The sequence below is a fragment of the Pseudarthrobacter sp. Y6 genome (assembly GCF_050156205.1).
Lineage (GTDB): Bacteria > Actinomycetota > Actinomycetes > Actinomycetales > Micrococcaceae > Arthrobacter.
Genome location: NZ_CP189574.1, coordinates 3448191 through 3471308, shown reverse-complemented (window position 1 = coordinate 3471308; position 23118 = coordinate 3448191). Strand labels below are relative to the sequence as shown.

Annotated in this window: 19 protein-coding genes and 6 pseudogenes; 14 read left to right on the top strand and 11 right to left on the bottom strand. The window is 63.0% G+C overall.

What is annotated here, in order from left to right; translation table 11 throughout:
* The first annotated feature begins 66 nt into the window (after positions 1 to 66).
* From ACQCSW_RS16640 to ACQCSW_RS16625, 4 genes are read left to right on the top strand one after another with little or no spacing between them, the layout of a single operon-like run.
* Positions 67 to 1290: a tyrosine-type recombinase/integrase gene (locus tag ACQCSW_RS16640; protein WP_426987612.1), complete on the top strand. Its 1224-nt coding sequence runs from the start codon at positions 67 to 69 to the stop codon at positions 1288 to 1290.
* Entirely contained in the window at positions 1287 to 1682 is a 396-nt protein-coding gene (locus tag ACQCSW_RS16635; protein ID WP_426987610.1) for a hypothetical protein, read from the top strand. Before ACQCSW_RS16640 ends, ACQCSW_RS16635 begins: the two co-directional genes overlap by 4 nt.
* Positions 1683 to 1690: 8 nt before the next feature.
* Positions 1691 to 2200 (top strand): tyrosine-type recombinase/integrase, encoded by a 510-nt coding sequence (locus ACQCSW_RS16630; RefSeq protein WP_426987608.1) that lies wholly within the window; start codon positions 1691 to 1693, stop codon positions 2198 to 2200.
* Positions 2197 to 3183 (top strand): tyrosine-type recombinase/integrase, encoded by a 987-nt coding sequence (locus ACQCSW_RS16625; RefSeq protein WP_426987606.1) that lies wholly within the window; start codon positions 2197 to 2199, stop codon positions 3181 to 3183. Before ACQCSW_RS16630 ends, ACQCSW_RS16625 begins: the two co-directional genes overlap by 4 nt.
* Before the next feature lie 75 nt (positions 3184 to 3258).
* Here the strand turns inward: ACQCSW_RS16625 and ACQCSW_RS16620 are convergent.
* A pseudogene (locus ACQCSW_RS16620) lies at positions 3259 to 4035 on the bottom strand (transposase); the annotation flags it as partial.
* Positions 4036 to 4221: 186 nt separating this feature from the next.
* Here ACQCSW_RS16620 and ACQCSW_RS16615 point away from each other — a divergent pair.
* From ACQCSW_RS16615 to istB, 7 genes and pseudogenes are all read left to right on the top strand, one after another.
* A complete protein-coding gene (locus tag ACQCSW_RS16615; protein WP_426987604.1) occupies positions 4222 to 6459 on the top strand; it encodes a putative transposase in 2238 nt (745 codons plus the stop codon).
* 17 nt (positions 6460 to 6476) lie between these two features.
* Positions 6477 to 6818, top strand: a pseudogene (locus ACQCSW_RS16610) (ISL3 family transposase); the annotation flags it as partial.
* Between the two features lie 133 nt (positions 6819 to 6951).
* Positions 6952 to 8507, top strand: a pseudogene (istA, locus tag ACQCSW_RS16605) (IS21 family transposase).
* Complete coding sequence (locus ACQCSW_RS16600; RefSeq protein WP_426987602.1) at positions 8504 to 9253, top strand: ATP-binding protein; 750 nt, start codon at positions 8504 to 8506, stop codon at positions 9251 to 9253. The pseudogene istA (ACQCSW_RS16605) and the gene ACQCSW_RS16600 overlap by 4 nt, the downstream one beginning before the upstream one ends.
* Positions 9254 to 9370: 117 nt before the next feature.
* A complete protein-coding gene (locus ACQCSW_RS16595) occupies positions 9371 to 9523 on the top strand; it encodes a hypothetical protein (RefSeq protein ID WP_426990745.1) in 153 nt (50 codons plus the stop codon).
* A gap of 69 nt (positions 9524 to 9592) precedes the next feature.
* Positions 9593 to 10834, top strand: a complete 1242-nt coding sequence (gene istA, locus ACQCSW_RS16590; RefSeq protein WP_426987600.1) for an IS21 family transposase — start codon at positions 9593 to 9595, stop codon at positions 10832 to 10834.
* A complete protein-coding gene (gene istB / locus ACQCSW_RS16585; RefSeq protein ID WP_426987598.1) occupies positions 10831 to 11589 on the top strand; it encodes an IS21-like element helper ATPase IstB in 759 nt (252 codons plus the stop codon). Before istA (ACQCSW_RS16590) ends, istB begins: the two co-directional genes overlap by 4 nt.
* Positions 11590 to 11811: 222 nt before the next feature.
* On the opposite strand, the pseudogene ACQCSW_RS16580 reads toward istB, so the two are convergent.
* The 3 genes and pseudogenes from ACQCSW_RS16580 to ACQCSW_RS16570 form a co-directional block, all read right to left on the bottom strand.
* Positions 11812 to 12858: pseudogene (locus tag ACQCSW_RS16580) on the bottom strand (IS110 family transposase).
* 277 nt (positions 12859 to 13135) lie between these two features.
* A pseudogene (locus ACQCSW_RS16575) lies at positions 13136 to 14122 on the bottom strand (IS110 family transposase); the annotation flags it as partial.
* 581 nt (positions 14123 to 14703) lie between these two features.
* On the bottom strand, positions 14704 to 15915 hold the full coding sequence (locus ACQCSW_RS16570; RefSeq protein ID WP_426987596.1) for a hypothetical protein: 1212 nt from the start codon (positions 15913 to 15915) through the stop codon (positions 14704 to 14706).
* A 373-nt stretch (positions 15916 to 16288) separates the two neighbouring features.
* On the opposite strand from ACQCSW_RS16570, the gene ACQCSW_RS16565 reads away from it, so the two are divergent.
* Both ACQCSW_RS16565 and ACQCSW_RS16560 read left to right on the top strand, forming a co-directional pair.
* A complete protein-coding gene (locus ACQCSW_RS16565; RefSeq protein ID WP_426987594.1) occupies positions 16289 to 17296 on the top strand; it encodes an alpha-ketoacid dehydrogenase subunit beta in 1008 nt (335 codons plus the stop codon).
* A pseudogene (locus ACQCSW_RS16560) lies at positions 17293 to 17849 on the top strand (2-oxo acid dehydrogenase subunit E2); the annotation flags it as partial. The gene ACQCSW_RS16565 and the pseudogene ACQCSW_RS16560, both read left to right, overlap by 4 nt.
* On the opposite strand, the gene ACQCSW_RS16555 reads toward ACQCSW_RS16560, so the two are convergent.
* The 7 genes from ACQCSW_RS16555 to ACQCSW_RS16525 form a co-directional block, all read right to left on the bottom strand.
* A complete protein-coding gene (locus tag ACQCSW_RS16555) occupies positions 17792 to 18091 on the bottom strand; it encodes an integrase core domain-containing protein (protein WP_426990721.1) in 300 nt (99 codons plus the stop codon). The pseudogene ACQCSW_RS16560 and the gene ACQCSW_RS16555 overlap by 58 nt on opposite strands.
* Positions 18092 to 18260: 169 nt before the next feature.
* Positions 18261 to 19301: a tyrosine-type recombinase/integrase gene (locus ACQCSW_RS16550; RefSeq protein ID WP_426987592.1), complete on the bottom strand. Its 1041-nt coding sequence runs from the start codon at positions 19299 to 19301 to the stop codon at positions 18261 to 18263.
* Positions 19298 to 20257 (bottom strand): tyrosine-type recombinase/integrase, encoded by a 960-nt coding sequence (locus ACQCSW_RS16545; RefSeq protein WP_426987590.1) that lies wholly within the window; start codon positions 20255 to 20257, stop codon positions 19298 to 19300. The genes ACQCSW_RS16550 and ACQCSW_RS16545 overlap by 4 nt, the downstream gene beginning before the upstream one ends.
* Positions 20254 to 21090, bottom strand: a complete 837-nt coding sequence (locus tag ACQCSW_RS16540) for a tyrosine-type recombinase/integrase (RefSeq protein WP_426987588.1) — start codon at positions 21088 to 21090, stop codon at positions 20254 to 20256. The genes ACQCSW_RS16545 and ACQCSW_RS16540 overlap by 4 nt, the downstream gene beginning before the upstream one ends.
* Positions 21041 to 21460, bottom strand: coding sequence for a hypothetical protein (locus ACQCSW_RS16535; protein WP_426987586.1), 420 nt, complete (start codon positions 21458 to 21460; stop codon positions 21041 to 21043). Before ACQCSW_RS16535 ends, ACQCSW_RS16540 begins: the two co-directional genes overlap by 50 nt.
* 52 nt (positions 21461 to 21512) lie before the next feature.
* Complete coding sequence (locus ACQCSW_RS16530; protein ID WP_426987584.1) at positions 21513 to 22205, bottom strand: DDE-type integrase/transposase/recombinase; 693 nt, start codon at positions 22203 to 22205, stop codon at positions 21513 to 21515.
* Between the two features lie 20 nt (positions 22206 to 22225).
* The gene (locus tag ACQCSW_RS16525) at positions 22226 to 22537 is read right to left on the bottom strand and encodes a transposase (protein WP_426987582.1); all 312 of its coding nucleotides are present in this window, start codon (positions 22535 to 22537) and stop codon (positions 22226 to 22228) included.
* A 282-nt stretch (positions 22538 to 22819) separates the two neighbouring features.
* Here ACQCSW_RS16525 and ACQCSW_RS16520 point away from each other — a divergent pair, with 282 nt between their 5' ends.
* Complete coding sequence (locus ACQCSW_RS16520) at positions 22820 to 22945, top strand: hypothetical protein (RefSeq protein WP_426987580.1); 126 nt, start codon at positions 22820 to 22822, stop codon at positions 22943 to 22945.
* The last annotated feature ends 173 nt before the right edge of the window (positions 22946 to 23118 follow it).

The window sequence follows — 23118 nt, the reverse complement described above, 5'->3', positions numbered from 1 at the left end:
GGGGTTCTTGTCGGCATAACCCTGCGGGGTAATTCTAAAGTCTCCATCGATTGTGAGGAGGCTGAAATGTATGATCCTGATCTTTCCAAGGTTCGTTTCACCGGACCGTTGGCAGAGTTCGCTCCGGGCTGGCGTGAGATGTTGATCGCGCAGGGGTATGTGTCGTGTTCGGCGGCCAACAAGCTCCAGCTCGCCGCGCATCTTTCGCGCTGGCTGCACGCGCGGGACCTGGGGGCCGGTGAGCTAACGCCGCCGGTCATCAACGATTTTCTGGCAGAACGGAGGGCGACCTACACCAACCAAAAATCCCTCGAAGCTCTGGAGCCTTTCCTGGATTACCTCCGTTCCCTGGAGGCCATCCCTGGGCTGGAGCCTGCCGTGCCGGTGACGGCGCAGGAAGTTCTGTTGGCTGAGTACCAGAACTATTTGTTGGTGCGGCGTGGCCTGAGCACCCCGGTGATCGCTGCTTATGGGCATTGGATCACGCCCTTCCTTGACTACCTTCAGGGATTGGGTTGCCGGGTCCAGGACGATGAGGTGACTGGGGAGACCGTAGCTGGCTACCTCACGAGCCGGTTGGCGGGGTTGTCGCGGAAGTCGGCGAAGATGACGACCAGCGTGCTGCGGTCCTTCCTCGGCTTCATCCATGCCGCGGGGTACAGCACGGCGTCGTTGGCCGCGGCGGTTCCACCCATTGTTTCCTGGCGGCAATCGGGCCTGCCCCAGCCCCTGGGCCAAGACGAAACAGCTGCTTTGCTGAGTGCCGTGGACAGGAACACCACTGCTGGGATGCGGGACTACGCGGTGGTGCTCCTTCTGCTGCGGATGGCGCTTCGGTGCCAGGAGGTGGCGGACCTGCAGCTTAGAGATGTGGACTGGGTGTCGGGTGCCGTGGTCGTTCATGGCAAAGGCGGGCGGATTGACACGCTGCCGTTGCCTGTGGACGTTGGTACCGCACTGGCTGACTACCTCCAACATGCCCGGCCGCCAAAGATAAAGGCCAAGGAGATGTTCATCAGGGTCAGGGCGCCGTTCCGGGGGCTTACCCCCACGAGCGTCACCTATATTGTTGCCCGTCTGGCGGAAACGGCAGGTATCGGTACCGTCTATGGCCATCGGCTCCGCCACACGGCGGCCTCCAAGGTGCTCAACGCCGGGGCCAGCATGGAAGAGGTCGCTCAGTTCCTGCGTCATGCCAGCACCGAGACCTCTATGATCTACGCCAAGACGGACATGACACGCCTTGCTGGTCTTGCCCGCCCCTGGCCACAGATGGAAGCCCTGCCATGAACGACCTGCCACGGATGGTTGATCAGTATCTGCAGATCCGACGCGCGCAGGGCTCGAAAGCAGTCGATGTGGGGCGGATCCTGGCGATGTTTTGTGAATATGTTGACAACGAGGAAGCCGTGGACTTGACCGTGCAGGTGGCTGTAGGTTTCGCGACGGCCAAGGCTGGCCTTTCGGACCGAAGTACCGCCCTGCGCCTGTCAGCGGTGCGGGGGTTCTGCCGCTGGGCCCAGACCCTCGATCCCGGGATCGAAGTCCCGCCGGGTGGCCTGCTCAAGGCTCGCCAAACCCGCAATGTCCCCTACATCTACACACGGGAAGAGATCAGCGAGTTGATCGTGGCTGCTGCCGGCCTGCGCCCTGATTCCGTGCGACAACGCTTGCGGCCCTGATTGGGTTAATGGCGGCGACCGGGATCCGCACCGGCGAAGCCTGCGCACTGGACCTTGCGAACATCAACCCGGCATCCGGGACCCTGAGGATCACCGGAAAATACGGCAAGATCCGGATGCTGCCGCTGGATTCCACGGTCATGGCAGCCCTCACAACCTACGTCGAACTCCGGACCGGGCTCCCACAGGCGGCCAACTGCCCGGCGTTGCTGGTCTCCTCCCTCGGGAACCGGCTCCGCTCAAGTATCCTCGACGCGAGCTTTCGGCAAGTCTTGGAGCACACCTCACTGGGCCAACGCTCGCGCAGATGCCGCCCCAGGTTGACGGACCTGCGCCATACTTTTGCCGTGAACACGATGCTGGATGCCTACGAGACCGGGCAGGACCCCACAAAGGTCCTTCCCGTCCTCTCCACCTGGATGGGGCACGCACAGATCGCCGAAACGTACTGGTACCTGGGCTGCACGCCGGCCCTGATGCAAGCCGCGGCAAAACGCCTCGAAAGAGAAGAATCATGAGCGCACTGGCCCCAACCCTTCAAGCGTTCTTCACCGTTCGCCTGACCAGCCAATACGGAGTCAGCCCACATACGGTCGCCTCCTACCGTGACACCTTCAGGCTGCTGCTGGCCTACGCTCACGAAGCCGCCGGGACCCGACCCTCGGACTTGGACGTCGGTCAACTGGATGCGAACCTGATCACAGGCTTCCTTGACTATTTGGAACACGGACGCGGCAATACCATCCGGACCCGCAACGCCCGCTTGGCAGCAGTGCATTCCTTCGCCACCTACGCCAGCTACAAGCATCCCGAACACGCGACAGTTCTCAGTCAGGTCCTGGCAATACCCCGCAAACGCCAGCACCAGCCGGAGATCACCTTTCTCACCAATAACGAAGTCGACGCCCTGCTGGCCGCCCCAGATCCTGACACCTGGATCGGGAGGCGGGACAGGGCACTGCTACTGGTCGCAATCACCACGGGGCTGCGCGTCGCCGAACTCTCCGCACTCACCGGTGCCGACATACATTTGGGCACCGGCGCCCACATCACCTGCCACGGGAAGGGACGCAAGGACCGCACCACACCCCTGACCGCCGGGGCGATCCAGCTCCTCCGTGCCATCGGCGCGGACCAAACCGCACCGGACAGCTTCGTCTTTTCCACCCTCACCGGACACTGGCTCAGCCGCGACGCGATCGCCGCCCGGATCAGCCTCCATGTCACCAGCGCCAGCAGAGGCTGCCCCACACTCGGGACCAAGAACGTCACCCCGCACGTACTGCGGCACACTGCTGCCATGCGCCTGCTCGAAGCAGGCATCGACGTGGCGATGATCGCCATTTGGCTCGGACACGCTGGCATTGAATCCTCCCAGCCGTACCTGCACGCGAATATGAAAATGAAAGAAGAGGCCCTCAACAGAACCACACCAACCAACGTCGCCGTCGGACGCTACCAAGCCACCGACGAACTCCTCGCCTTCCTCAACGGCCTCTAGTTATGCCGACAAGAACCCCGCAGAAACGTCACCGACATGCACCGATACCGGGGTGATCGGCATAACACGGAGTCCAACATAAAACAGATCTACCGACACCGCCGAGCGTGGAAGCCACATCCGCAGTGCTTTCCGGAAGGCCGCGGACGGGTCGATCGCGACGACCTGCACGCCGAGCCGCCAGTGCAGCGGCCGGGCGAAGAGCCAGTCTCCGACGCCCTTGTGGTCGCGTCCGTCCACGATGCCCAGGACCTGGCCGGTGTCCAGGTCCACGATCGTTGTCATCCAGGGCTCGTACCGGGTCCAGGCCTTCGTGCCGGGGTCCTGGAAGAACCGCACAGAACGGTAGCGGTGCTCATCGATGCCCAGCATCCTGGGTGCGAGGAAGTCCACATCAGGCAGGCGGAGAGCGGCGTCGCCGATGACCTGCTGGACCAGCCACCACGAGATCCCGAATGCCACGGCGGTCTCAGACACGGCCCGGCCTGAATCTATGACCGCATCCAGTACGGTCTCGCGCAGCCGCCGTGTCGACCGTGCCCGGCGCGGCACCTGCGGCGTCGCCTCACAGAACGATTTCCGCTCACAAAGGTACTCGTCACAGAACCAGCGCCGCTTGTCCCAGAGGAGCACTACCAGGCCGGCAACCGGGATATCCCGCAGCCGCTGGCACCGGCGTTCCTTCACCCGCGACGCGATCACCCCGCAGCTCGGGCACCCGGGCGGGAACGTGGACTCCACCGTGACATGGCGTGCCCCATCCGGGAGCAGGACGGTGGCGGTGACACGGTAATCGGGCAGGTTGAAGATCAGGCTGGCAGCATCTTCGGCCGCCACAGTAGGCTCTAACAAGGCTCGTGGTTCCTGTTCAGGTTGAATGCGTAGTAACACTCATCCCAGCAGGACCACGAGTCCTCTGCTAGCTACAACACGAACCTATTTCCCCGGGAACCTTGAAGAGCCGTTAATTTTCGCCTGTTTGCGATAAAATCTAGACAAGACAATGAGTCGTGATGGTGGGGTGGGAAGATGGGTGTGATGACTGCGCAACTGCCTCTTCCCGCCTCGATGGACGCCGGAGCTGTCCCGATAGGCGCTGCTGCGTCGCTGGTTGAGGACGAGGACGGTGGCCGGGTTTTCGTCCATGGCGAGCTGTCCTATGTGTGGGATGCCGGGGATGCGGTGTCTCGTCGGTTCGCGGCGGCGAAACTGGCGGATATCAAAGCAGGTTCGGTCGCTGAGGTGGCTGCCGGGTTCGGGGTGGATCCGGGCACGTTATGGCGGTGGCGCCAGGACCTGAGCGCGGGCGGGGTGCTGGGGTTGGCTGCTGAAAAGTCCGGCCCGAAAGGGCCCAGCCGGCTGACGGAAGCCGTGATGTCCCGGATCCGTTCCCTGCGTGCGACGGGACTGTCCCTGCGCGCTGTCGGAACGGCTGTGGGCGTCTCCGAATTCAGCGTCCGCCGCGCCCTGGCGATGAAAGCACCTGTCCCGCAAGAGCCGGCAGCTGAGCGGCCGGGCAGGCCGGAAGCGGAGCCGCTACAGGAGGAGTTGCCGGTTCTGCCCGCGCCGGTGGACCGGTCCGGGGAGCGGGCTGACGCCCGTGCAGGGTTGGTGGAGTGCGCGTCCCCGGTCTTCGCCCCGGCGGGCCGGGTGCCGTTGGCCGGACTGTTCCTGGCCCTGCCCGCCCTGGAAAACACCGGGCTGCTGGCCTGCGCGAAGGAGACCTTCGGGGCGTTACCGAACGGGTTCTACGGTCTGGAGACCATCCTCACCGGTGCCGTGTTCCAGGCCCTGGCCGGGGAACCACGGGCCGAGGGGATCACCCGGATCGACCCGGCAGCGCTCGGCAGGGTCCTCGGCCTGGACCGGGCACCCGAAGTGAAAACCCTCCGCCGTAAAACCGCCGCCCTGGCCACGCGAGGCAAAGCCGGAGACCTGCTGACGGCGATGGCATCCAAACACCTCAACGGCAGTCACGAAGAAGGCGGGGATCTGGCCGCGGTGCTCTACGTTGACGGACACGTGCGCGCTTACCAGGGCACCCGGAAGATCGGGAAGGTCCACTCCACGAGGTTAAAGTTCCCGGTCCCGGCGACCGAGGAGACCTGGGTCGCGGACGCCCACGGCGCCCCGGTGCTGGTGGTCATGACCGAGCCCGGGGCAGCGCTGACCGGGGAACTGCGCCGGCTCCTGCCCGCCCTGCGCCTGATCGTCGGCGATGACCGCCGGGTCCTAGTCGGGTTCGACCGCGGCGGCTGGTCCCCGGCACTCTTCCAACACATGAGCTCAGCCGGTTTCGATGTGCTGACCTGGCGCAAAGGCACCACCGAAGACATCGGAGCCTCCCTGTTCACCGAGGTCACCCACACCGACGGGAACGGACAAACCCGGTCATGGACCGCGGCCGACACCCAGGTGGAGGTGCCCGCCGGGAGTACCGGTGAGGTCTATCCGATGCGCCAGCTCAGCCGGCAAGTCAACACCCCCGGCGGCGGGTCCCGGCAGATCCATATCCTCACCACCAACACCGAGATGCCCGCCGGGGAGATCATCTACCGGATGGGCGCCAGGTGGCGGCAGGAAAACTATTTCCGCTACGCCAGGATACGGTTCGCCCTGGATTCCCACGACGCCTACACCAGCACTGATGATGATCCGGAACGGTCGGTACCGAACCCCGCCAAACGCAAGGCCTACCAGCAGGTCCTCGCCGCCAAAACCCGCTACGAAAAGACCCTCGCCGACACCGACGCGGCCATGCTCGCCGCCCGGACCCCGCCGCCGGGAACATCCACGGTCCTGATCACCAACACCATCCACAACAAGATCACCGCGGACCTCCTGACCGCCGAAACCGCTCTCGAGGCCACGCAGGCAGCCCACCGGGAGATCCCGGCCCGGGTACCCCTCGGCGAGATAGCCCCGGGACAGCAGGTCCTGGAGACCGAAACGAAACTCCTCACCCACGCCATCCGGATGGCCGCCTTCAACACCGCGTCCACCCTGGCGAGGGAGATCCGCACCAACACCGGCTACGCCCGCGGAGACGACGAAGCCCACGCCCTGATCCGGCAAGCCCTCACCCGCAGCGGCGACATCGACCCCCGCCTGGACGGCTACCTCACCATCCGTCTGGACCCGCTCCCCACCCGCCGGGCAACCACCGCGATCGGCGAGCTCTGCGACCACCTCACCGCCACCGAAACCCGTTATCCGGGCACGGACCGGATCCTACGATTCGAAATCAAAAACAAAGAAACTTCACCCAGCAATTAAAACGCTATGTCCGGAGTCCTGGGTCCACCCGCCGGCTCCGTGACGCCTGAGTGGCCGCCGTGATCGGATCCGGAAGGGCGGCTGCGGAGGCGGCGTCCTCGTTCGGTGTGTCGTGGTGGCTGGTCCAGCGGGCCCTGGATTCAGCGGCGCTGACCTTGCCCGATGTCGACGCCCTCGCACCGCGGATGCTGGGCATTGATGAACACCGCTACCGGTCCGTGCGGTTCTTCCGCGACCCGGCGACCAAGGCCTGGAAACGGTACGAACCGTGGATGACCACCATTGTTGATTTGGACACCGGACAAGTCCTCGGGATAGTTGACGGCCGTGACAGTGAATATTGGCTTCTGTGGGCTCCACCTGTGGTGCGGGTGAGCGCCATCGTCCGGTAGCGCGACTTGTGTGGTTGAGCGCCACTGTTGGGTGTGGTTGAGCACCACCTGAAAAGCTCCTTCACCATGTGACGGACACATGGTGGAAGGAGTACCGGTAATGGTACGGAAGATCAAGGCGAAGCTGGTGTTGCAGCTGCGTAATCAAAGCCTGTCGCGAAGAGCAATTGAGTCCGCTCATGGGATATCCCGGCACAGCATTCAGGCGGTCCTCGATGCGGCGGAGCTGGCAGGTCTCGGTTGGGATGACGTCGCCGAGCTGTCGGAGGCCGAGGTGTATTCGGCGTTGTTTCCCGGCCGCGGGGTCCGCGAGAGCGTGTTCGCGCAGCCGGACTGGGCCCGGGTGCACACCGAGCTGGCACGGGTGGGGGTGACGTTGAAGCTGCTGCACCAGGAGCATGTCGACGACTGCGGTCGGGCGGGCCAGGCGGTGATGAGTTATGACCGGTTCTGCCGGCTCTATGGCGAGCACGCCGCCGTGACTGGGGCGTCGTCCCGGGTTGGTCACAAGGCCGGCCGCAGCATTGAGGTTGACTGGTCCGGTCCCACGATGCAGCTGCTGGATCCGACCACGGGTGAGATCTCGAAGGTGTATTTGTTCGTCGCCTGCCTGCCCTTCAGCCGGTATGCGTTCGTGGAAGCGAGCCTGGATATGCGGCAGGAGTCGTGGCTGCGCGCCCATGCGGCGATGTTCGCCTTCTTCGGCGGCAGCGTCCCGCGCCTGGTGCCCGACAACCTGAAGACCGGGGTGATCTCCCACCCCCGGGAGGGAGAGGTCGTTCTCAATGACGCCTACCGCGAGATGGCGGCGCACTACTCGGCCGCGGTATTGCCGGGCAGAGTTCGGGCTCCGAAAGACAAGGCGAGCGTCGAGAACACGGTCTCTCATGTCGCGACCTGGGTCATCGCGGGGCTCAGGCACGAGCAGTTCACGTCCCTGGCGCAGTTGCGCACCCGGGTCTATGAGCAGATCGATGCCTATAACCGGCAACCGTTCCAGAAACGCGCCGGGTCCCGGCTGAGCGTCTTCACCACTGAGGAACTGCCGCTGATGCAACCGCTGCCGGCAGCCCCGTTCGAGATCAGCACGTGGTCCTACCGGCGCAAGGTGAACAAGAACGCCCACGTGGTCTGGGCGAAGAACTTCTACTCCGTCCCCTTCAGCCACATCGGCTCGCTCGTTGACCTTCGCGTCACGGACACAATGCTGGAGGTCTATAAGGCTGACGAGCGCCTGACCAGCCACCTGCTGCTGCCGGCAAGCACGGTGAATCAGTTTCAGACGAACGACGCGGACCTGCCCGAGGGGGCAGTTGGCAGGCCTGGGACCGGGCCCGGATTGAGGACTGGGCAGCCCGGATGGGCCCGGCCACGGTGACGGTGATCGGCAAAATCTTCGAAGCAGCCTCCATCGAGGAGGCCGGGTTCGACCCGGCGTTGGCAGTGCTGCGCCTATCGCGCCGGTTCTCCCCGGCCCGGGTCGAAGCGGCCTGTCAGCTCGCGCTGCGAGGGCCGATCCGCTCCCCGCGGTATGCGCACCTGAGACCGATCCTCGATACCGGGCAGGACAAGACCGGCCAGGCCCCTGAGGAGCCTGAGGGCGATGATGGCGGATACGTCCGCGGCAGCTCCTACTACGCCGGTGGGACCCGTTGAGCCGCCTGGACGGGGAGACCAAACGCAAGCTCAGGGAGATGAACGCGAGCGAGCTGCTCGAGGCCATCGACACCCAGGACGAGACGCTGTCGATCAGTCTGTCGTTCGAAGAGCGGGTGAGGCTGGTCGTCGATGACGCCTACTCCACCTTCATGCACTCCAAGGTCGCCGGCCTGATCCGGCGGGCGGGGCTGCGTTATCCGAACGCGGATTTACGCCGCATCGACCTGCTCGACGAGCGCGGCCTGAACCGGCCGCTGCTGAGCCAGCTCGGCACCTGCTCGTTCGTGGACCGGCAGCAGAACGTCGTCTTCCAAGGGTTCACCGGGTCGGGGAAGTCGTATCTGGGCTGCGCGATCGCCAAACGCGCCTGCGAGCACCGCGTCCGCGCCCACTACGTCCGCATGCCCGACCTCGAGGAAGCCTGGATCGCCGCTCAAGACACTCCCGGCGGGTCCGGGAAGTTCCTCCGTAAATACGCCGCGTTCACGTTGCTCGTCATTGACGAGTGGTTACTGGACCGGCCGACAGAGTCGATGCGCACCATGCTGCTGGAGCTGATGGAGCGCCGTTACGGCGAAACGTCGACGGTGTTCTGCACCCAGCATTCGCAGAAGGACTGGCACCAGCGCCTCGGCTCCGGTGTTCATGCGGACGCGATCATGGACCGGATCATCCACAACACGATCTGGGTTGAGACGGGCACCTACAACATGAGGGAGCACACCGCGCTGGCCAGCGCGTAATCGATGACGGAGGGCGTCAGTGGCTCCCAGCCACACCACCACTGGCGCTCTCCCGCACGATCGGTGGTGCTGAACCGCACGATTTGGTGGTGCTCAAAGCCTCAAATACTCAACAGCGTGGGCGTCGGAGACTGGCTCTTCGCCCGCCCTCTGGAGTGGCGTCTGGGCGTGCAGGTCGTTGCGATCGACCCCTCAGCGGCGTTCCGCAAGGCCCTGCGGATGTGGCTGCCGCGTATCCTGTTGCGCAGTGCCGCCAGAACAGCGGCATGAATGTTAACGCCAACCGAAAACAGGACCACTTCTGCCATTTGAAAACAGGGCCACCGACCATTATGGAAGGTGATCAATTTGGATGATTGGGCGGAGATACGCCACCTGTTTTCGACAGGCAAGCACTCGAAGCGTGAGATCGGCAGAATCGTGGGGGTTTCCCGCGGAACGGTGGAGCGTGCGCTGGAGTCGGACCGGGCACCGAAGTATCAGCGGGCGGCCGGAGTATCGAGTTTTGATGCGTTTGCTCCCAGGGTGCGTGAGCTGCTGGTGAAAACGCCGACGATGCCGGCCGCGACGCTGGCGGAGCGGGTGGGCTGGTCCGGGTCCGCGTCACTGTTCCGGGCGAAGGTCGCCGCGATCCGGCCCGAATACGCGCCGCCTGACCCGGCCGACCGCCTGGTCCACGAGCCGGGGTTCCAGGTCCAGTGCGATCTCTGGTTCCCACACGAGCCGCTGCCCGTCGGTGAGGGCCAGAACGACACGCCCCCGGTGCTGGTGATGACTTCAGCGTTCTCGGGATTCATCCAGGCACGGATGCTGCCGTCGCGGACGACGCCGGACCTTCTGGGCGGAATGTGGACTCTGCTGCAGGACGCGCAAGCGGTTCCGTCGCGGCTGTTGTGGGACAACGAGTCCGGCATTGGCAGGCGCAAACCGACGGAGCCGGTGGCCGCGTTCGCCGGGTCTTTGGGATTGGAGATCAAGCTGCTTCCGCCGCGGGATCCGGAGTCCAAGGGCATGGTCGAGCGGATGAACAGGTTCTTCCGGCAACGCTTCATGCCGGGCCGGGACTTTCGCTCCCCGGCGGACTTCAACGGCCAGTTGGAGGACTGGCTGCCCAAGGCCAATCACCGGTATTCACGGTCCCGCCACGGCCGCCCTGACGAGCTGATCGTCCTGGACCGGGAGAGGATGCGGGAGCTGCCGCCGGTGTCCCCGGAGGCGGTGTTCCGCAACGCGGTGCGGCTCCCGCGGGATTACTACGTGCGGGTGTTCTCCAACGACTATTCCGTGGACCCGTCATTCATCGGGCGCATCGTGGACGTCGTCGCTGATCTGGACACCGTCTGGGTCACCCATGACGGCGTCATCATCGCCACCCACGTCCGGGCGTGGGCCCGGCATCTGGTCCTGACCGATCCTGTCCACGTGGCCCGCGCGGCGGTGATGCGCCGGGACTTCCGGACCCAAAGAGTCCACCGCCCCGAACCCGAGGAAGTCGTGGAGGTACGGGATCTGGCCGCCTACGACGAGATCTTCGGCATCGACCTCGGCCAGCAGCCGACCCTTCTGGAGGTGGCCTCATGAGCGGGACACCGGCACAGATCGAGTACTACGCCCGGGCCCTGCGCGCACCACGGATCAGCGACGGGTTTCGCCGGCTCGGGGACCAGGCCCGGGACTCCGGCTGGTCCCATGAGGAGTACCTGGCCGCGGTCCTCTCCCGGGAAGTCTCCGAACGCGAAGCCTCGGGAGCGGCGACGCGGATCAAGGCCGCGAGGTTCCCGGCCCACAAGGATCTCGAAGAGTTCAACTTCGACCATCAGCCCTCCGCGGACCGGAACCTCATCGCGCATCTGGGCACCGGGGTGTTCCTCTCTGAGGCCAAAAACGTGGTCCTCCTCGGGCCGCCGGGCACGGGCAAAACCCATCTCGCGGTCGGCATTGGCATCAAGGCAGCCAAGGCCGGGCACCGGGTTCTCTTCGACTCCGCCACCGGCTGGGTCGCCCGGCTCCAGGAGGCGCACTCCCGCGGGAAACTCTCCCAGGAACTGGTCAAACTCCGCCGTTACAGCTTGCTGCTGGTCGACGAAGTCGGCTATATCCCGTTCGATCAGGACGCGGCGAACCTGTTCTTCCAGCTCGTCTCCAGCCGCTACGAACATGCGTCCATGATCCTGACGTCGAACCTCCCGTTTGCCCGCTGGGGTGACGTCTTCGGAGACCTGACCATCGCCTCGGCCATGATCGACCGGATCGTCCACCACGCCGAGGTCATCAGCCTCAAAGGCAACAGCTACCGGCTCAAAAAACACCAACCCGACGCCAGTACGGCACAATAGAACCACAACCCCGTGGCCCCGTTTTCAATTGGCACTAATGGCCCCATTTTCGGTTGGCGTTAACACATGAACACCCATCACGGCAGAATATTCACCATGAACCGTGACACTCCTATTGATTGATGTCAAGGCGTTGATGTCCCCCGTGGGGCTTGCAGTGTTTGGACGATGAGGGGGTAGAGCTGGCGGACGAGGTAGCGTTTGACCCTTCTATGATGTCCGTCAAGCAAGGAGGGTCTGCAGTTCACGGAAGATGGCGCGGGCTGTGTAGCGTTTCAAGGCGCGTTTGATTTCCCGGTAGGTTCGGCCTTCACCCCTCCGGCGTTGTGTGTAGCTCTTGGTGGCCTCATCGCGGACCATGCGGACTTTCACGATGATGTCCAGGGCCATGTTCAGCTGCCGATCACCGTGGCGGTTCAGGCGGTGCCGCACCGTGTTCCCGGAGGACGCCGGCAGCGGGGAAACGCCGGCAAGGGCTGCGAACGCGGCCTCGGAGCGTATCCGGCCGTGGTGCGAGTACGCGCAGAGGATGACCGCCGCCGTGACCGGACCAACGCCCGGGCGGGCCAGGAATCCCGGGGCGAGTTGCTCGACGAGTTCCTTCAGCTGCGTTTTCATACGGCGCAGGTGCCTGTCGGCGTCCTTGACCGCGGCCGCCAGCCGAGCGGCTTCCTGCCGGGCGATCTGCCGGTCTACCGTATCGGCGGCGCGCTCTTCCCAGCCGGCGATCATCGTGACCTGCGCACCGGTGAGGGCCTTGCGCGCATCAACGCCCAGGTCGGTGGTGCGCACCAGCGCGTTGAGGGCGTTGCGGTCTGTGGTGCGGCGCGTATCCAATCCGCGGCGGCCGGTCAACAGCACACGAAGAGCCCCCCGGATCCCGTCAGCACGGGGCACCGCGAGACGGTCCACGCCCCGGTGCAGAATCTGCCGGGCAGCTTCCACCGCGTCGATGGGATCGGACTTGCCCACCCCGGCACGGGCTTCTCGGCGCGGGGGGCTTCACCTCCGCCACCGGGATACCGGCCGTCTTCAGTGCACGGGTGAGCCTGGCCCCGTAGGAGGAAGTGCCCTCAACGGCGGCGAGCACGCTCCCGTTCGTGTTCCGTTTCACCCAGGCGATGGCCCGTTCGATGCCGGCGCCCGTGCTGGGGAACGATTCGGTTGCCACGAGGCACCCGTAGAGGTCTCTACGATCGCGTAAGTGTGTGTCCGGGCATGGGTGTCCACGCCCGTGACGTGGCCATATTCTTTTGCAACGATGGTCATTGCGGGGTCTTTCCTTCCTGGAAGCAGGTGCCATGGATTGGCGTCGGCCTGGAAGGGTTCTTTCGAGGCAGCTCTCTAATGAGTCACAGGTGCACCCTGGACGACCTTCTATCAAGCCATCGGAAGAGGACAGGTCGGCGCCAGCCCCGCCGGACGGACAAGTCAAACGAAAGGCACCATCGCAACCGGATGGGCCAGAGGCAGCGCGAGTCACGTCTGGCAGGACTGGCAGCCATCCTGCCAGCAGGCACCAGACCAGCCAACATCTATTAGAGAGGCAGCGGACGATTTCCATTTTCGTTTTGCCCTCGGCGGTGCGTCGAGCAGCGTAGTCTCGGGTTGCCTGGTCGTAGCGCAGCCGCACGATGACGATGTGGTAGAGCGCCGAATTCTCTTGGCGATCACCGGCTCGGTTCAGCCGGTGACGGTTCGTTTTTCCCGATGACGCCGGGATCGGGCTCACGCCGGTCAGTGCGGCGAATGCAGCTTCGCAACGGAGCCTTTCGGGGTTGTCTCCGGCGGTGATCAGCAGCTGGGCGATGGTGTCTGGTCCGCAGCCAAACACGCCCATTAGGGCTGGGGCGTGGTCCTCCAACAGCCGTTTCAGGTGCCGGGTCAGGTCTTGGATTTGCTCGGTCAGATCCAGCCAACGCCGCGCGAGAAGACGCAGGCTGTAGGCCGTGGCCTCGGCCGCAGTGACGGGCCTCTTCGTTGGTCTCGATGTCGCCAGTACGGCAATCAGTTTGGTGTTTGACAGGTCACGGTAGCGGGCTCGTAGTTGCTCAGGTGCTGCGATCAGCATGCCCTTGATCTGGTTGATCGTGGCGGTCCTGGCCGTCAATGCTGAGGACCTTGACGTGCGTAGTACCCGCAGAGACTCCACGAGGCCGTCACCGCCCTTCGGTGCAGCCGTTGCGCGCCCGGACAGCACCGCTTCGGCGGCCGAGTAAGCATCGAAGACGTCAGTCTTGCCCCGGAGCCTGCGATCGAATCGGTTGGGCCGGTTGACTTCGAACACCTCGATACCGGCCTCGCGGACGACACGGGTCACCGCGGCCCCATAGGAGCCGGTGCACTCGATGCCCACGCTCACCAATGCCGGCCACGTTCCCAGGAACCGTAACGCCGCTTGGTAACCAGCAGCGGTAGCGGGCACCTGCACATCTGCCAACCGTTGTCCTGTTGCGTCGATGACCGCGACGTGATGCGTATCGGCGTGCGTGTCGATCCCGCCGTAGACCTTGATCTGCTTCTCGCTCACCATGGAAAGTGCCCTTCCTCGTTGTCGGGTGCGCAGCTCGGTGGGCGTCAGTCAGTTCACTATCGGGGACTCGCCAGACTCCTATTAGGACATAACTGCCTGCCGGGCTGCACTTCGAAAATGAGCCAGGTCGGCCGACACGTCGTGGGCAGGACAATCACCACGGGGTGATGTCAGAAGAGCCGAGAGTCAGACCCGCCTCACCAGACCATCCTGCGTCCAGCAAGGCGAGGCCGCCACGCCCATCAAGGAGCCAGACCAACCGGTCAACGACTCCATAGTGAAGAGCCGGTATTCGCGGTCCCGCCACGGCCGCCCTGACCGTCCTGGACCGGGAGAGGATGCGGGAGCTGCCGCCGGTGAACCCGGAGGCGGTGTTCCGCAATGCGGTGCGGCTGCCGCTGGACTACTACGTGCGGGTGTTATCAAACGACTATTGCGTGGCGTTAACAAGCTATCGCATGCAGGCTCGTCAGCTAACAGAGGCCCGATCACCGCCATATCGGCTCCTGGCTGGAAGGCCCTTAGTCGTGGTTGTTGAAGCGGTTACACTGCTATTCCCACAATCCCCAAGGGGGGGGACCTCAGGGGGTGTTGGCGCCGACTCTGCTAGGTTCATCTTGCCATGAGGGTCGATCGACACCTCGACCAGATGAAAGCTTCTTTGGACCTTCGGAAGTGGATGCCAAGGAAATCTTGCGTCCTCGTGCGACAAAGAGGATGACCAAAAGTGAGTAACCTATATAAGTTGGCCCGCTAAGAGCTAGTTGCAGGTTCTGCGGAATGAACACAAGCGCTACCAGTGTGTATCCGAAAACGGTGATCGATAGCCAATCGCCAAAGCGAAGAGCTGCGCGCCAAGATGCGCCAAGGATGAGGGCCATGGACCCCACGACGACGGGAATCAGCGGCCACGGAAAATCACTCGCAAGTGCAGTCAAGGCAGTGCTCCAGTATCCGGTTTCTGACCAGCCGAGCGCGTCCAGCTGATTAGGAACACGCAAAATGGATCCGGTGCCGAGGGCAGGATCGATAAGACTGGCCAGCGCCGGGGAGTGGCTGAAACCTCCACCGAAATGCCAGTTCGCGTTCAGCGCCCGCCCGAGACCTTCATATCCTTGGCTTGCGTAAGACGTAACTGTTACCCAGGTTGCCTCCCACACTGACGGGAAGGCATGCGGAACAGTGCAGATGTCAGATCCGGGAGCGCAGATGGGCGCTGCAGGGTTTCTTGAGAGCTTCCTAGCCCCAAAACCGACCAGCGAAATCAGCGCCAACGGCATCAAGATACTCAACTGCCTCCGTGACAGGCCGGTCCCCTTGCGTGCTTTGGAGAGAAGCCACGCCGCCGTCACTAGTAGGATGGCGAGGCCCATTTGCTGATCTCGGCCAACGAGAACGCTCCATACAATTGGACTCATAGCGCAAAGTAGAAATAGCAAGCGATATCGTCTGGCTTCGAAGAACTCAAAGGCGAAGAATGGCAACGCAGTTAGCGTTAGCGGCGACAGCAAGGTCTGCATGGCAACGATGCCGCTCCGAGAATGCGTGCCTTCCGCAATCCTCGTGCTGGCATCAGAATAGGCCTGACCCTGATCGCTCAGCGCGTCACCAAATTGGCTCAAATTGAATCCGGAGTAGGTGGTGCTCATCGGCACGATCAGTATCAATGTGCAAACCAAACCGAGGAGTGGAACCATGGGAATCCGTTGGCGGGTGGCGAAAATGGGCGCTGGCACGGATGCCTTGCTGCCGATCTGGAAGCCAACGAATGAGCAAATAATTGTGGCGGCCATCAGACTCGCAACGCCCCAGAAATTTGTACGGTTGTATGCAATGGGCCAGGCAATAGCGTAAGTCGTAAATGTGAGGATCCACCATGACCCGCAGATGATAGCCGGAACCCAGATCCTAGCTCGCCCGGCTGACGGCTGGGTATCCGGAGCTACGGATAGATCGCGTCCGCCGGTCTTCGTTGTCAATGATGCCTTCGATCAGTTCGGGGAATGCTGTCCTTTCCTATGATAGTGGGGTGTGCTCAATCATCGAGACCGCAAACGGAGGCGCTATGCCGGGGCTCTTGCCTCGATCTTTCATGAGGTGGTGTTTCCGGTGGTCTGGGCTTATGGCTACCTGATTCTTCTGTCAGATGGATGGTGATCCGCGGGCATGGCTACTGCCCGTGCTGCCGCCTCTGCCGCAGCCACCGCCGGAGCTGCCGGACCGCAGGCCGTCACCCTGGCCAAGGCCCTCAACACGGCTTTGGCGGATGCGATGCACGCCGACCCCTCCGTCCTGGTCTTCGGCGAGGACGTGGGTCTCCTGGGCGGGGTCTTCCGCATCACGGATGGTCTCACGAAGACCTTCGGGGAGCAGCGCTGCTTCGATACCCCGCTGGCCGAGTCCGGCATTGTGGGCATGGCCGTGGGCATGGCCATGAACGGGATGCGGCCGGTGATCGAAATGCAGTTCGAGGCCTTTGCGTATCCGGCGTTCGAGCAGATCGTCAGCCACGTGGCCAAAATGCACAACCGCACCAGGGGCGCCGTGAAACTGCCCATGGTGATCCGGATTCCCTACGCCGGCGGGATCGGGGGAGTGGAGCACCACTGCGATTCCTCCGAGTCCTACTACGCCCACACCGCAGGCCTGAAGGTCTTCACCCCCGCCACCGTGGCCGATGCCTACCGGATGCTGCGGGAGGCCATCGATTCCGATGACCCCGTCATGTTTATGGAGCCCAAGAAGCTCTACTGGTCCAAGGACCTGGTGGACCTCGAGGATCTCCGGGCGCAGCACACTACCAACGCGGCAGCCGGAACGTCCTCGGAAGGCCGGGCCGCCGTCGCCCGTTCCGGGACCGACGCAACCCTCATCGCCTACGGACCGTCCGTGCCCATCGCCCTGGCGGCCGCCGCCGCTGCTGCGGAGGAGGGGCGCTCGCTGGAAGTCATCGACGTCCGCTCCATCGTCCCCTTCGATGACGAGACCGTGTGCGCCTCCGTCCGGAAGACCGGCCGGGCCGTGGTGATCGCCGAAGCGCATGGGTTTGCTTCAGTGTCCTCCGAGATCGTGGCCAGGATCCAGGAGCGCTGCTTCCACTACCTCGCCGCAGCGATCCGCCGCGTGACCGGATTCGACGTCCCCTACCCGGCGCCCAAGCTCGAGCACTCCTGAGTGAAATCCACAGATCCGGTGACGTTGGGCTGATCAGGCGCCGGGACGTTGAGGCCGCCATCACTGCGCCGACAGTAAAGGATGATACGAGCCATCAAGCGCCGGGTGTCCACCAGGATTCGATCGACTCCCGTACGGGCCTGGGCATCCACTTGTGGAGCTTCGTGAAAGTCTCAAGAAGGGTGGCGCCGATGCCCCCGGGCTGCTTGCCATAATCGCGCTCTTTGTGACCGCCGGCCTGAAGAAGTACCCGGAGCTCAACACCCGCATCGAGACCGCATCAGATGGTTCTCAGGAGATCGTTGCCTTTGAGGGAGTCAACTTGGGCTTCGCAGCGCAGACCGAGCGAGGGCTGATGGTACCGTCCATCCGGTCCGCGGAAAAGCTTATCGCCCGTAAGCTGGATGCGGAGATCCGCCGGTTAACTGAGTTAATGAGGGAGGGCAAAGCCAGTCCCTCTGAACTTGGCGGCGGGACCTTGAACCGTCCCGGGAATCATGCCGCCTGTTTGTTGGCGGCGTCGTCGGGTAACGGGCCGGTTTGTAGATCATAATATGTTTGCTCATATTCCTCTGGCGTCTGGTGATCCAGGGCGGAATGCAGGCGTTCGTTGTTGTACCAGTGGACCCATTCGAAGACGATCTCCATCCCGTCGGTTTCGGTTTTCAACGCTCCGCTGCGGAAGGGTGAATCCTTCGCGACGGCCTCGTTCTTGAAGAGCCCCATCACGGTCTCGGCGGCAGCATTGTCATAGGCGTCGCCCACGCTGCCGATGGAGGGCTGGAGTCCTTCCAGGGCCAGTGTGTCGGTATAGCGGATGGAAGTGTACTGAGAGCCGGCATCTGAATTAAGCCGAATTCGGCTTAACAGCGATTATGCCGAGGAATACGTTAAGCCGCGGGCGGAGGTTGTTGGCCCGTGTTTCCGCGGTTTTGTGCCCTGTTCCTCGGCTTAATGTTCCGTGCTACTTCAGTGAGTAGAGCATCTGGAGCTTGTCTTCGCTGAGCGGTTCGATGTTCGCGGCGTTGATTGCTGGGGTGGCGGCATTCATTGCTTCTCTCATCATGTCGAGGGTGGCAAAGGCGTAGAAGGCTGAGGTGGTGCTCATGTTTTCGTGGCCGAGCAACTGCATGATGATCGGCAGCGGTATTCCTTGCTTGTAGAGATCCATGGCTTTGGTCTTACGAAGCATGTGGCAGTGGAGGTTGCCCGGAATTGATGGGCATCGTTCACGCCCGATGCGTCCTGCGGTTTTGAGGACGGCGGCAACGGTGTCGCTGGAGAGCGCAGTTGGCTGCCCGTGCTGGCTGCTGAAGAACAGGGGACGCGTCGCGGCCTGGGTTCCGCGGTGGGGATGGAATTCCTGGAGGTAGACCTTGAGATGTTCAACGGTTTTCTCTCCCAGGGGAACGACGCGGCTCTTGTCTCTTTTCCCGGTGAGGGTCAGGTGCGCGGGTTGTGCCAGTGCCAGGCCGTCAAGGGTCAGTGCTGTGATCTCGCTGACGCGCGCACCGGTGTCGTAGAGGAGGATGAGCAGCATGCGGTTCCTGCGTGATTTGGCGTCCTTGCCGTCGTACGCGGCCAGGAGCGTTGCCGTCTCGCTCTCTTCCAGGTATTCGATGGGTTTGCGCGGCGGGGGCGGTGCCTTGATGTTCTTGGCTGACTGGTAAACCGTGACCAGGGTGAGTTCTTCCGCGGAGGCGAAATGCAGGAATGCTTTGATGGCGCTCAGACGCAGGCCGATGGTGCTGGGCTGGTAGTGCTTAGCTTGGCGCATCCAGACCAGCCAGGCTTTGAGGAATTCACGGGTGAACTCATCGAAGCTGATGTTTTGGCGGGGAACCTGCTTCTCTGTGACCAGGTAATTGACGTAGTTCTCCAAACTGATCCGGTAGGCCTCAACGGTTCGCGGTGCCATGGCTCTGACGTTGGGCAGGTAGTCGTGCAGATAGTTCCGGGCGTAGCCCCAGAAGTCAGGGACTGATGTGCGTATTGGGTGTTTCATGCGAAGCCCACCTCGGGGAGCACGCGTTGGCTTTCGTGGGTGAGTGCGGCATACCCGTCCATGAAGTCCGGTGATGTATGGATGTAGTAGAAAGTGCTATCGAGCGTCGCGTGGCCCATGTAGCGGGCCAGGTAGGGAAGCATCGCGTTGACGTCCCGGCCCTCGGCCATCCAGCGCTCGATGTTGGCGTAGGCAAAGTGGTGCCTGAAGTCGTAGGGCCGTGGCTGCTTGCCCGCAAGGGCCCGGGGCAGTCCGGCATGGTCCCAGATCCGGTTGAACATGACCCCGACTTGGGACGGTGACACCGGTGCCGGGGTCGAAGAGATAAAGAACCCGGGACGCTGTTGCCCGAACCTTTGACGGGACTTCCGGTCGCAATCGGTAAGGACATCGATGATCTGGCCGGTGATCGGCAGGCGCCGGCTGCGGTTGCCTTTGGACCACACCACATCGATGAATCCTCCGGCCAGGTCAACATCCTTCGGTTCCAGCTTGCGGGTTTCGCACGTCCGCAGCCCGCATGAATGCATCAACGCGAAGAACGCTACGGCCTGCCATTGCCACGGCGAGGTGGACTCCAAATCGGCTGCGGACCGGAAGAACGCATCGACCTCGTGGCCGCTCAACAGATAGGGCTGGGGACGGATGAATTCGCTTTTCCGCGACTCGGCAAGCACATACGCCTCCGGAGTGCCGTGGCTGCGCATCCACCGGCCGAAGTCCCTGATATACGACATCCAAGACGGGGCCGAACCTGGCTGGGATGCCTTCCTGGAGATAACCCAGTCTTCGATGGCCTGCTGGTTGAAAGCCCTCACCCCGTGTTCTGTGCAGTAAGCGTCGAAACTGCGTAGATACCAGATGCGTGACTGGCCGTAGCAGCCCATGGTTTCCTTGAAGGCAAGGTACCGTTCCAACTCCTTGGCGAACACACTGGCGAAGGCATGCTCGCTCATCGCAGTGCCCCTTCCGGCAGCGGAAGGATGCAGGAGCGCAACCGTTCGGTATCCGCGTTCAGATACACATTGGTCGAGTCGGGATGGGCATGTCCCAATACCGCCGAGATCGTCGGCAAGGCCGTTCCCGCACGCAACAATTTGGATGCCGCGTTATAGCGAAGAGCCCGGGTACCAACCTTCACATCCTTCACACCGGAAGCGCGGAACACCTTGCCCACGATCACGTAGATCGCCGCATGGTCTGCCGAGGCAATATGCGGGGCCTTCAGCCTCAAGAACGTCTCTTGCGCATCGGAGACCGGCCTTTCCCGGAGCACATAGTCGGCAAGTTTAGCCAGAATCAGTGGCGCCAACGGCAGCATCAGCGGGTTCCCGGTCTTTTGCTGCACGATCCCGATCGTTCCGCCCCGCCAATCAACATCCGCCAGGCGCAAGCTGCGGATATCACACGCCCGCAGGCCCGTGGACAGCGACAGCAAGGTAACAGCAGCGTCCCGCGCCGACACCACCCCGTGTCCGCAGGCGTCAACAACTTTCCGTTCGCCACCGTCATCGAGCAACGGAATGATGTCATGGTGGCGTCTGGCCCGGGCCAAGGCCAGCGCATCCAGCAGATCCGTGCGGGCCGTGAATTTCAGGAAGGGGCGGAAGCTGGCCACCGCCGACCACATGCTCGATGCAGCCCACCTGCTTCGAAGAGATCCCAGGAATCCCAGAACATTGGACCCATCGGCGGCATCCCAGGAGGAAACCCCCATGTCATCTAAATAGGCCAGGTACTCACACGCCAACGCACCGAAACAATTTTTGCGTTGAAGGCGCCAGGCCACGCTGCTCCATGTTTTCGGCCCATGAAGCCAACAGCACGGCGAATTCCGTGCAGCTCGGCCCGTGCCTCCGCCGCCGGCGTGGCCTCATGGAAAGATCCACAGCGCCCGTTTCCACATACGCATCGAACAACCACACGAGCCGGCCGTAATCGAAATGACGCTGGGAACTGTACCTGCCAGTCCTCGGGCTGACCGTCATGGAAGCGAATTCCGCCCCCAACTCGTGCGTATAGACCCCACCTTGTTTCCTGGCCAGCGCACCCAGCCACTTGATGGACTTGCGATACTGGCTAATCGTGGACTGCCTGTAACCCGCGTTCTCCAACACGGCCACCACGACATCTCCGATAGCCGTGATTGTTGTATCCATTGCCGTCTCCTTCCACGAGGAACATGGATACAGGACAGGCTAGGACCAAACATTAAGCCGAGGAATACACCGCCAACCCGCGGAAACACGGGCCAACAACCTCCGCCCGCGGCTTAACGTATTCCTCGGCATAATCGGAGTGGTGGATCAGTCCCGCCGGCACGGGCCGGCCGGTGTGTTGGCGCCGCCACAGGGCCATCCGCAGGCAGTGTTCGACGAATGCGGTGTCCTTGACGGTCGAGGTTTCCCAGCCGACGATCGCCCGGGAGTACAGGTCGATGACCAGGGCGACGTAGACGAATCCGGTGTAGACCGGGACGTAGGTGAAGTCGGTCACCCAGATCTGGTTCGGGGCCGGGGAGGTGAAGTCCCGGTTCCGCAGGTCGCCGGCGCGGCGGCCGTCCTTGCCGGGGATGGTGGTGCGGGTCTTGCGGCCTCGGACGAGGCCGTTCATCCCTTCTTCGCGCAGGAGCCGGTCCACGGTGTGTTTGGAAGCTTCGGAGAAGCCGTTGCGGCGCAGCCACTGCGTCATTTTCCGCCGCCCGTAGATGATCTCGGGCCGGGGTCGTCCCTTCGCATCGGGGACTTTCAAGCTGCGAAGGGCATCGGTGTTGCGGGCGTCTTCGATGGTGCGCAGGGCTGGCAGGCGTTTCTTCCACGCCCGGTAGGTTCGTGCGGCGATCTGCACGCCCTGCTCCCGCAGGACGGCACAGATCGACTCGACCGCATGACCTTCAGCGCGCATTTCGTCGATGAATCGACAGATCAGCGGCGGCGAGGGTCGAGCTCCCTCGCGAAGAAAATCGAGGCCTGTTTGAGGATCTCGTTGGACTCTTTCAAGTCCCGCACTTCAGCCCGGAGCCGCTTGATTTCCTCCAGCTCCTCACTGCTTGGTCCGGTCTTCTCGCCGGCATCGACTTGGGCTTGGACAACCCAGCGGCGCAGCGATTCAGGTCCGACTCCGAGCTTTGGCGCCAGTGCCTTGCAGGCAGCATAGACAGACGGGTATTCGGGTAATCGATCCAAGGTCATGCGCACTGCACGGTCACGGACGTCGGGCGGGAACTGCTTGGGCATACGCACTATCTTTCTCAAAGAAGATAGCGGCATCAAACGGGACGGTTCACCTTCATGGTTGGGTCCCTTGTTTAGGAGTCCATTCGGGATCGGTGGCCGGGGTTTCCCCAGATCCTAGGCTTCGACGCTGACGTCGGTCAGCGACAGCAAGATGGAAACGTTCTGGACCGCAATCCTGCGGTCGCGAAGGCCCGCGGGTCGTGCGATGCCCGGTAAGGCCGAAGAAAGCCATCGGCACGGTGTTCCAGGGCGCTGTGTGGGCAGCGCTGCCGGGTCCACTTCATGCGAAATGTTCTCTCGACCGTCCGGAACGAATCTCAGGAAATGGTCGCTTCGATCATTGGCACCGTTTTAGCCCAGCCCGATGCCGGGCGCGTCAACACCCACAGTCCGAGGAGGTCGCAATGATGCTGGTCAATCGCATCCGAAGGTTCCCGCAATGCTCGGCCTCGCGGGAGTGAACGACTGGGCGTTTGCAGGCTTCCAGGCACTCGAGTCAGTTCTGGTCCACAAATCCCATGGAGCGGGTGAATAAGGACATCCCGAGACGGACCGATGTCGTAGGCCCTCGGGGTCTCCCG

Bases quoted from the DNA above. Each gene is read 5' to 3' on its own strand.
- ACQCSW_RS16640 (WP_426987612.1), top strand. From the start codon at position 67: ATGTATGATCCTGATCTTTCCAAGGTTCGTTTCACCGGACCGTTGGCA.
- ACQCSW_RS16635 (WP_426987610.1), top strand. From the start codon at position 1,287: ATGAACGACCTGCCACGGATGGTTGATCAGTATCTGCAGATCCGACGC.
- ACQCSW_RS16630 (WP_426987608.1), top strand. From the start codon at position 1,691: ATGGCGGCGACCGGGATCCGCACCGGCGAAGCCTGCGCACTGGACCTT.
- ACQCSW_RS16625 (WP_426987606.1), top strand. From the start codon at position 2,197: ATGAGCGCACTGGCCCCAACCCTTCAAGCGTTCTTCACCGTTCGCCTG.
- ACQCSW_RS16615 (WP_426987604.1), top strand. From the start codon at position 4,222: ATGACTGCGCAACTGCCTCTTCCCGCCTCGATGGACGCCGGAGCTGTC.
- istB (WP_426987598.1), top strand. From the start codon at position 10,831: ATGAGCGGGACACCGGCACAGATCGAGTACTACGCCCGGGCCCTGCGC.
- ACQCSW_RS16570 (WP_426987596.1), bottom strand. From the start codon at position 15,915: ATGGCCGCCACAATTATTTGCTCATTCGTTGGCTTCCAGATCGGCAGC.
- ACQCSW_RS16565 (WP_426987594.1), top strand. From the start codon at position 16,289: ATGGCTACTGCCCGTGCTGCCGCCTCTGCCGCAGCCACCGCCGGAGCT.
- ACQCSW_RS16550 (WP_426987592.1), bottom strand. From the start codon at position 19,301: ATGAAACACCCAATACGCACATCAGTCCCTGACTTCTGGGGCTACGCC.
- ACQCSW_RS16545 (WP_426987590.1), bottom strand. From the start codon at position 20,257: ATGAGCGAGCATGCCTTCGCCAGTGTGTTCGCCAAGGAGTTGGAACGG.
- ACQCSW_RS16535 (WP_426987586.1), bottom strand. From the start codon at position 21,460: ATGGATACAACAATCACGGCTATCGGAGATGTCGTGGTGGCCGTGTTG.
- ACQCSW_RS16530 (WP_426987584.1), bottom strand. From the start codon at position 22,205: ATGCGCGCTGAAGGTCATGCGGTCGAGTCGATCTGTGCCGTCCTGCGG.
- ACQCSW_RS16525 (WP_426987582.1), bottom strand. From the start codon at position 22,537: ATGCCCAAGCAGTTCCCGCCCGACGTCCGTGACCGTGCAGTGCGCATG.
- ACQCSW_RS16520 (WP_426987580.1), top strand. From the start codon at position 22,820: ATGCGAAATGTTCTCTCGACCGTCCGGAACGAATCTCAGGAAATGGTC.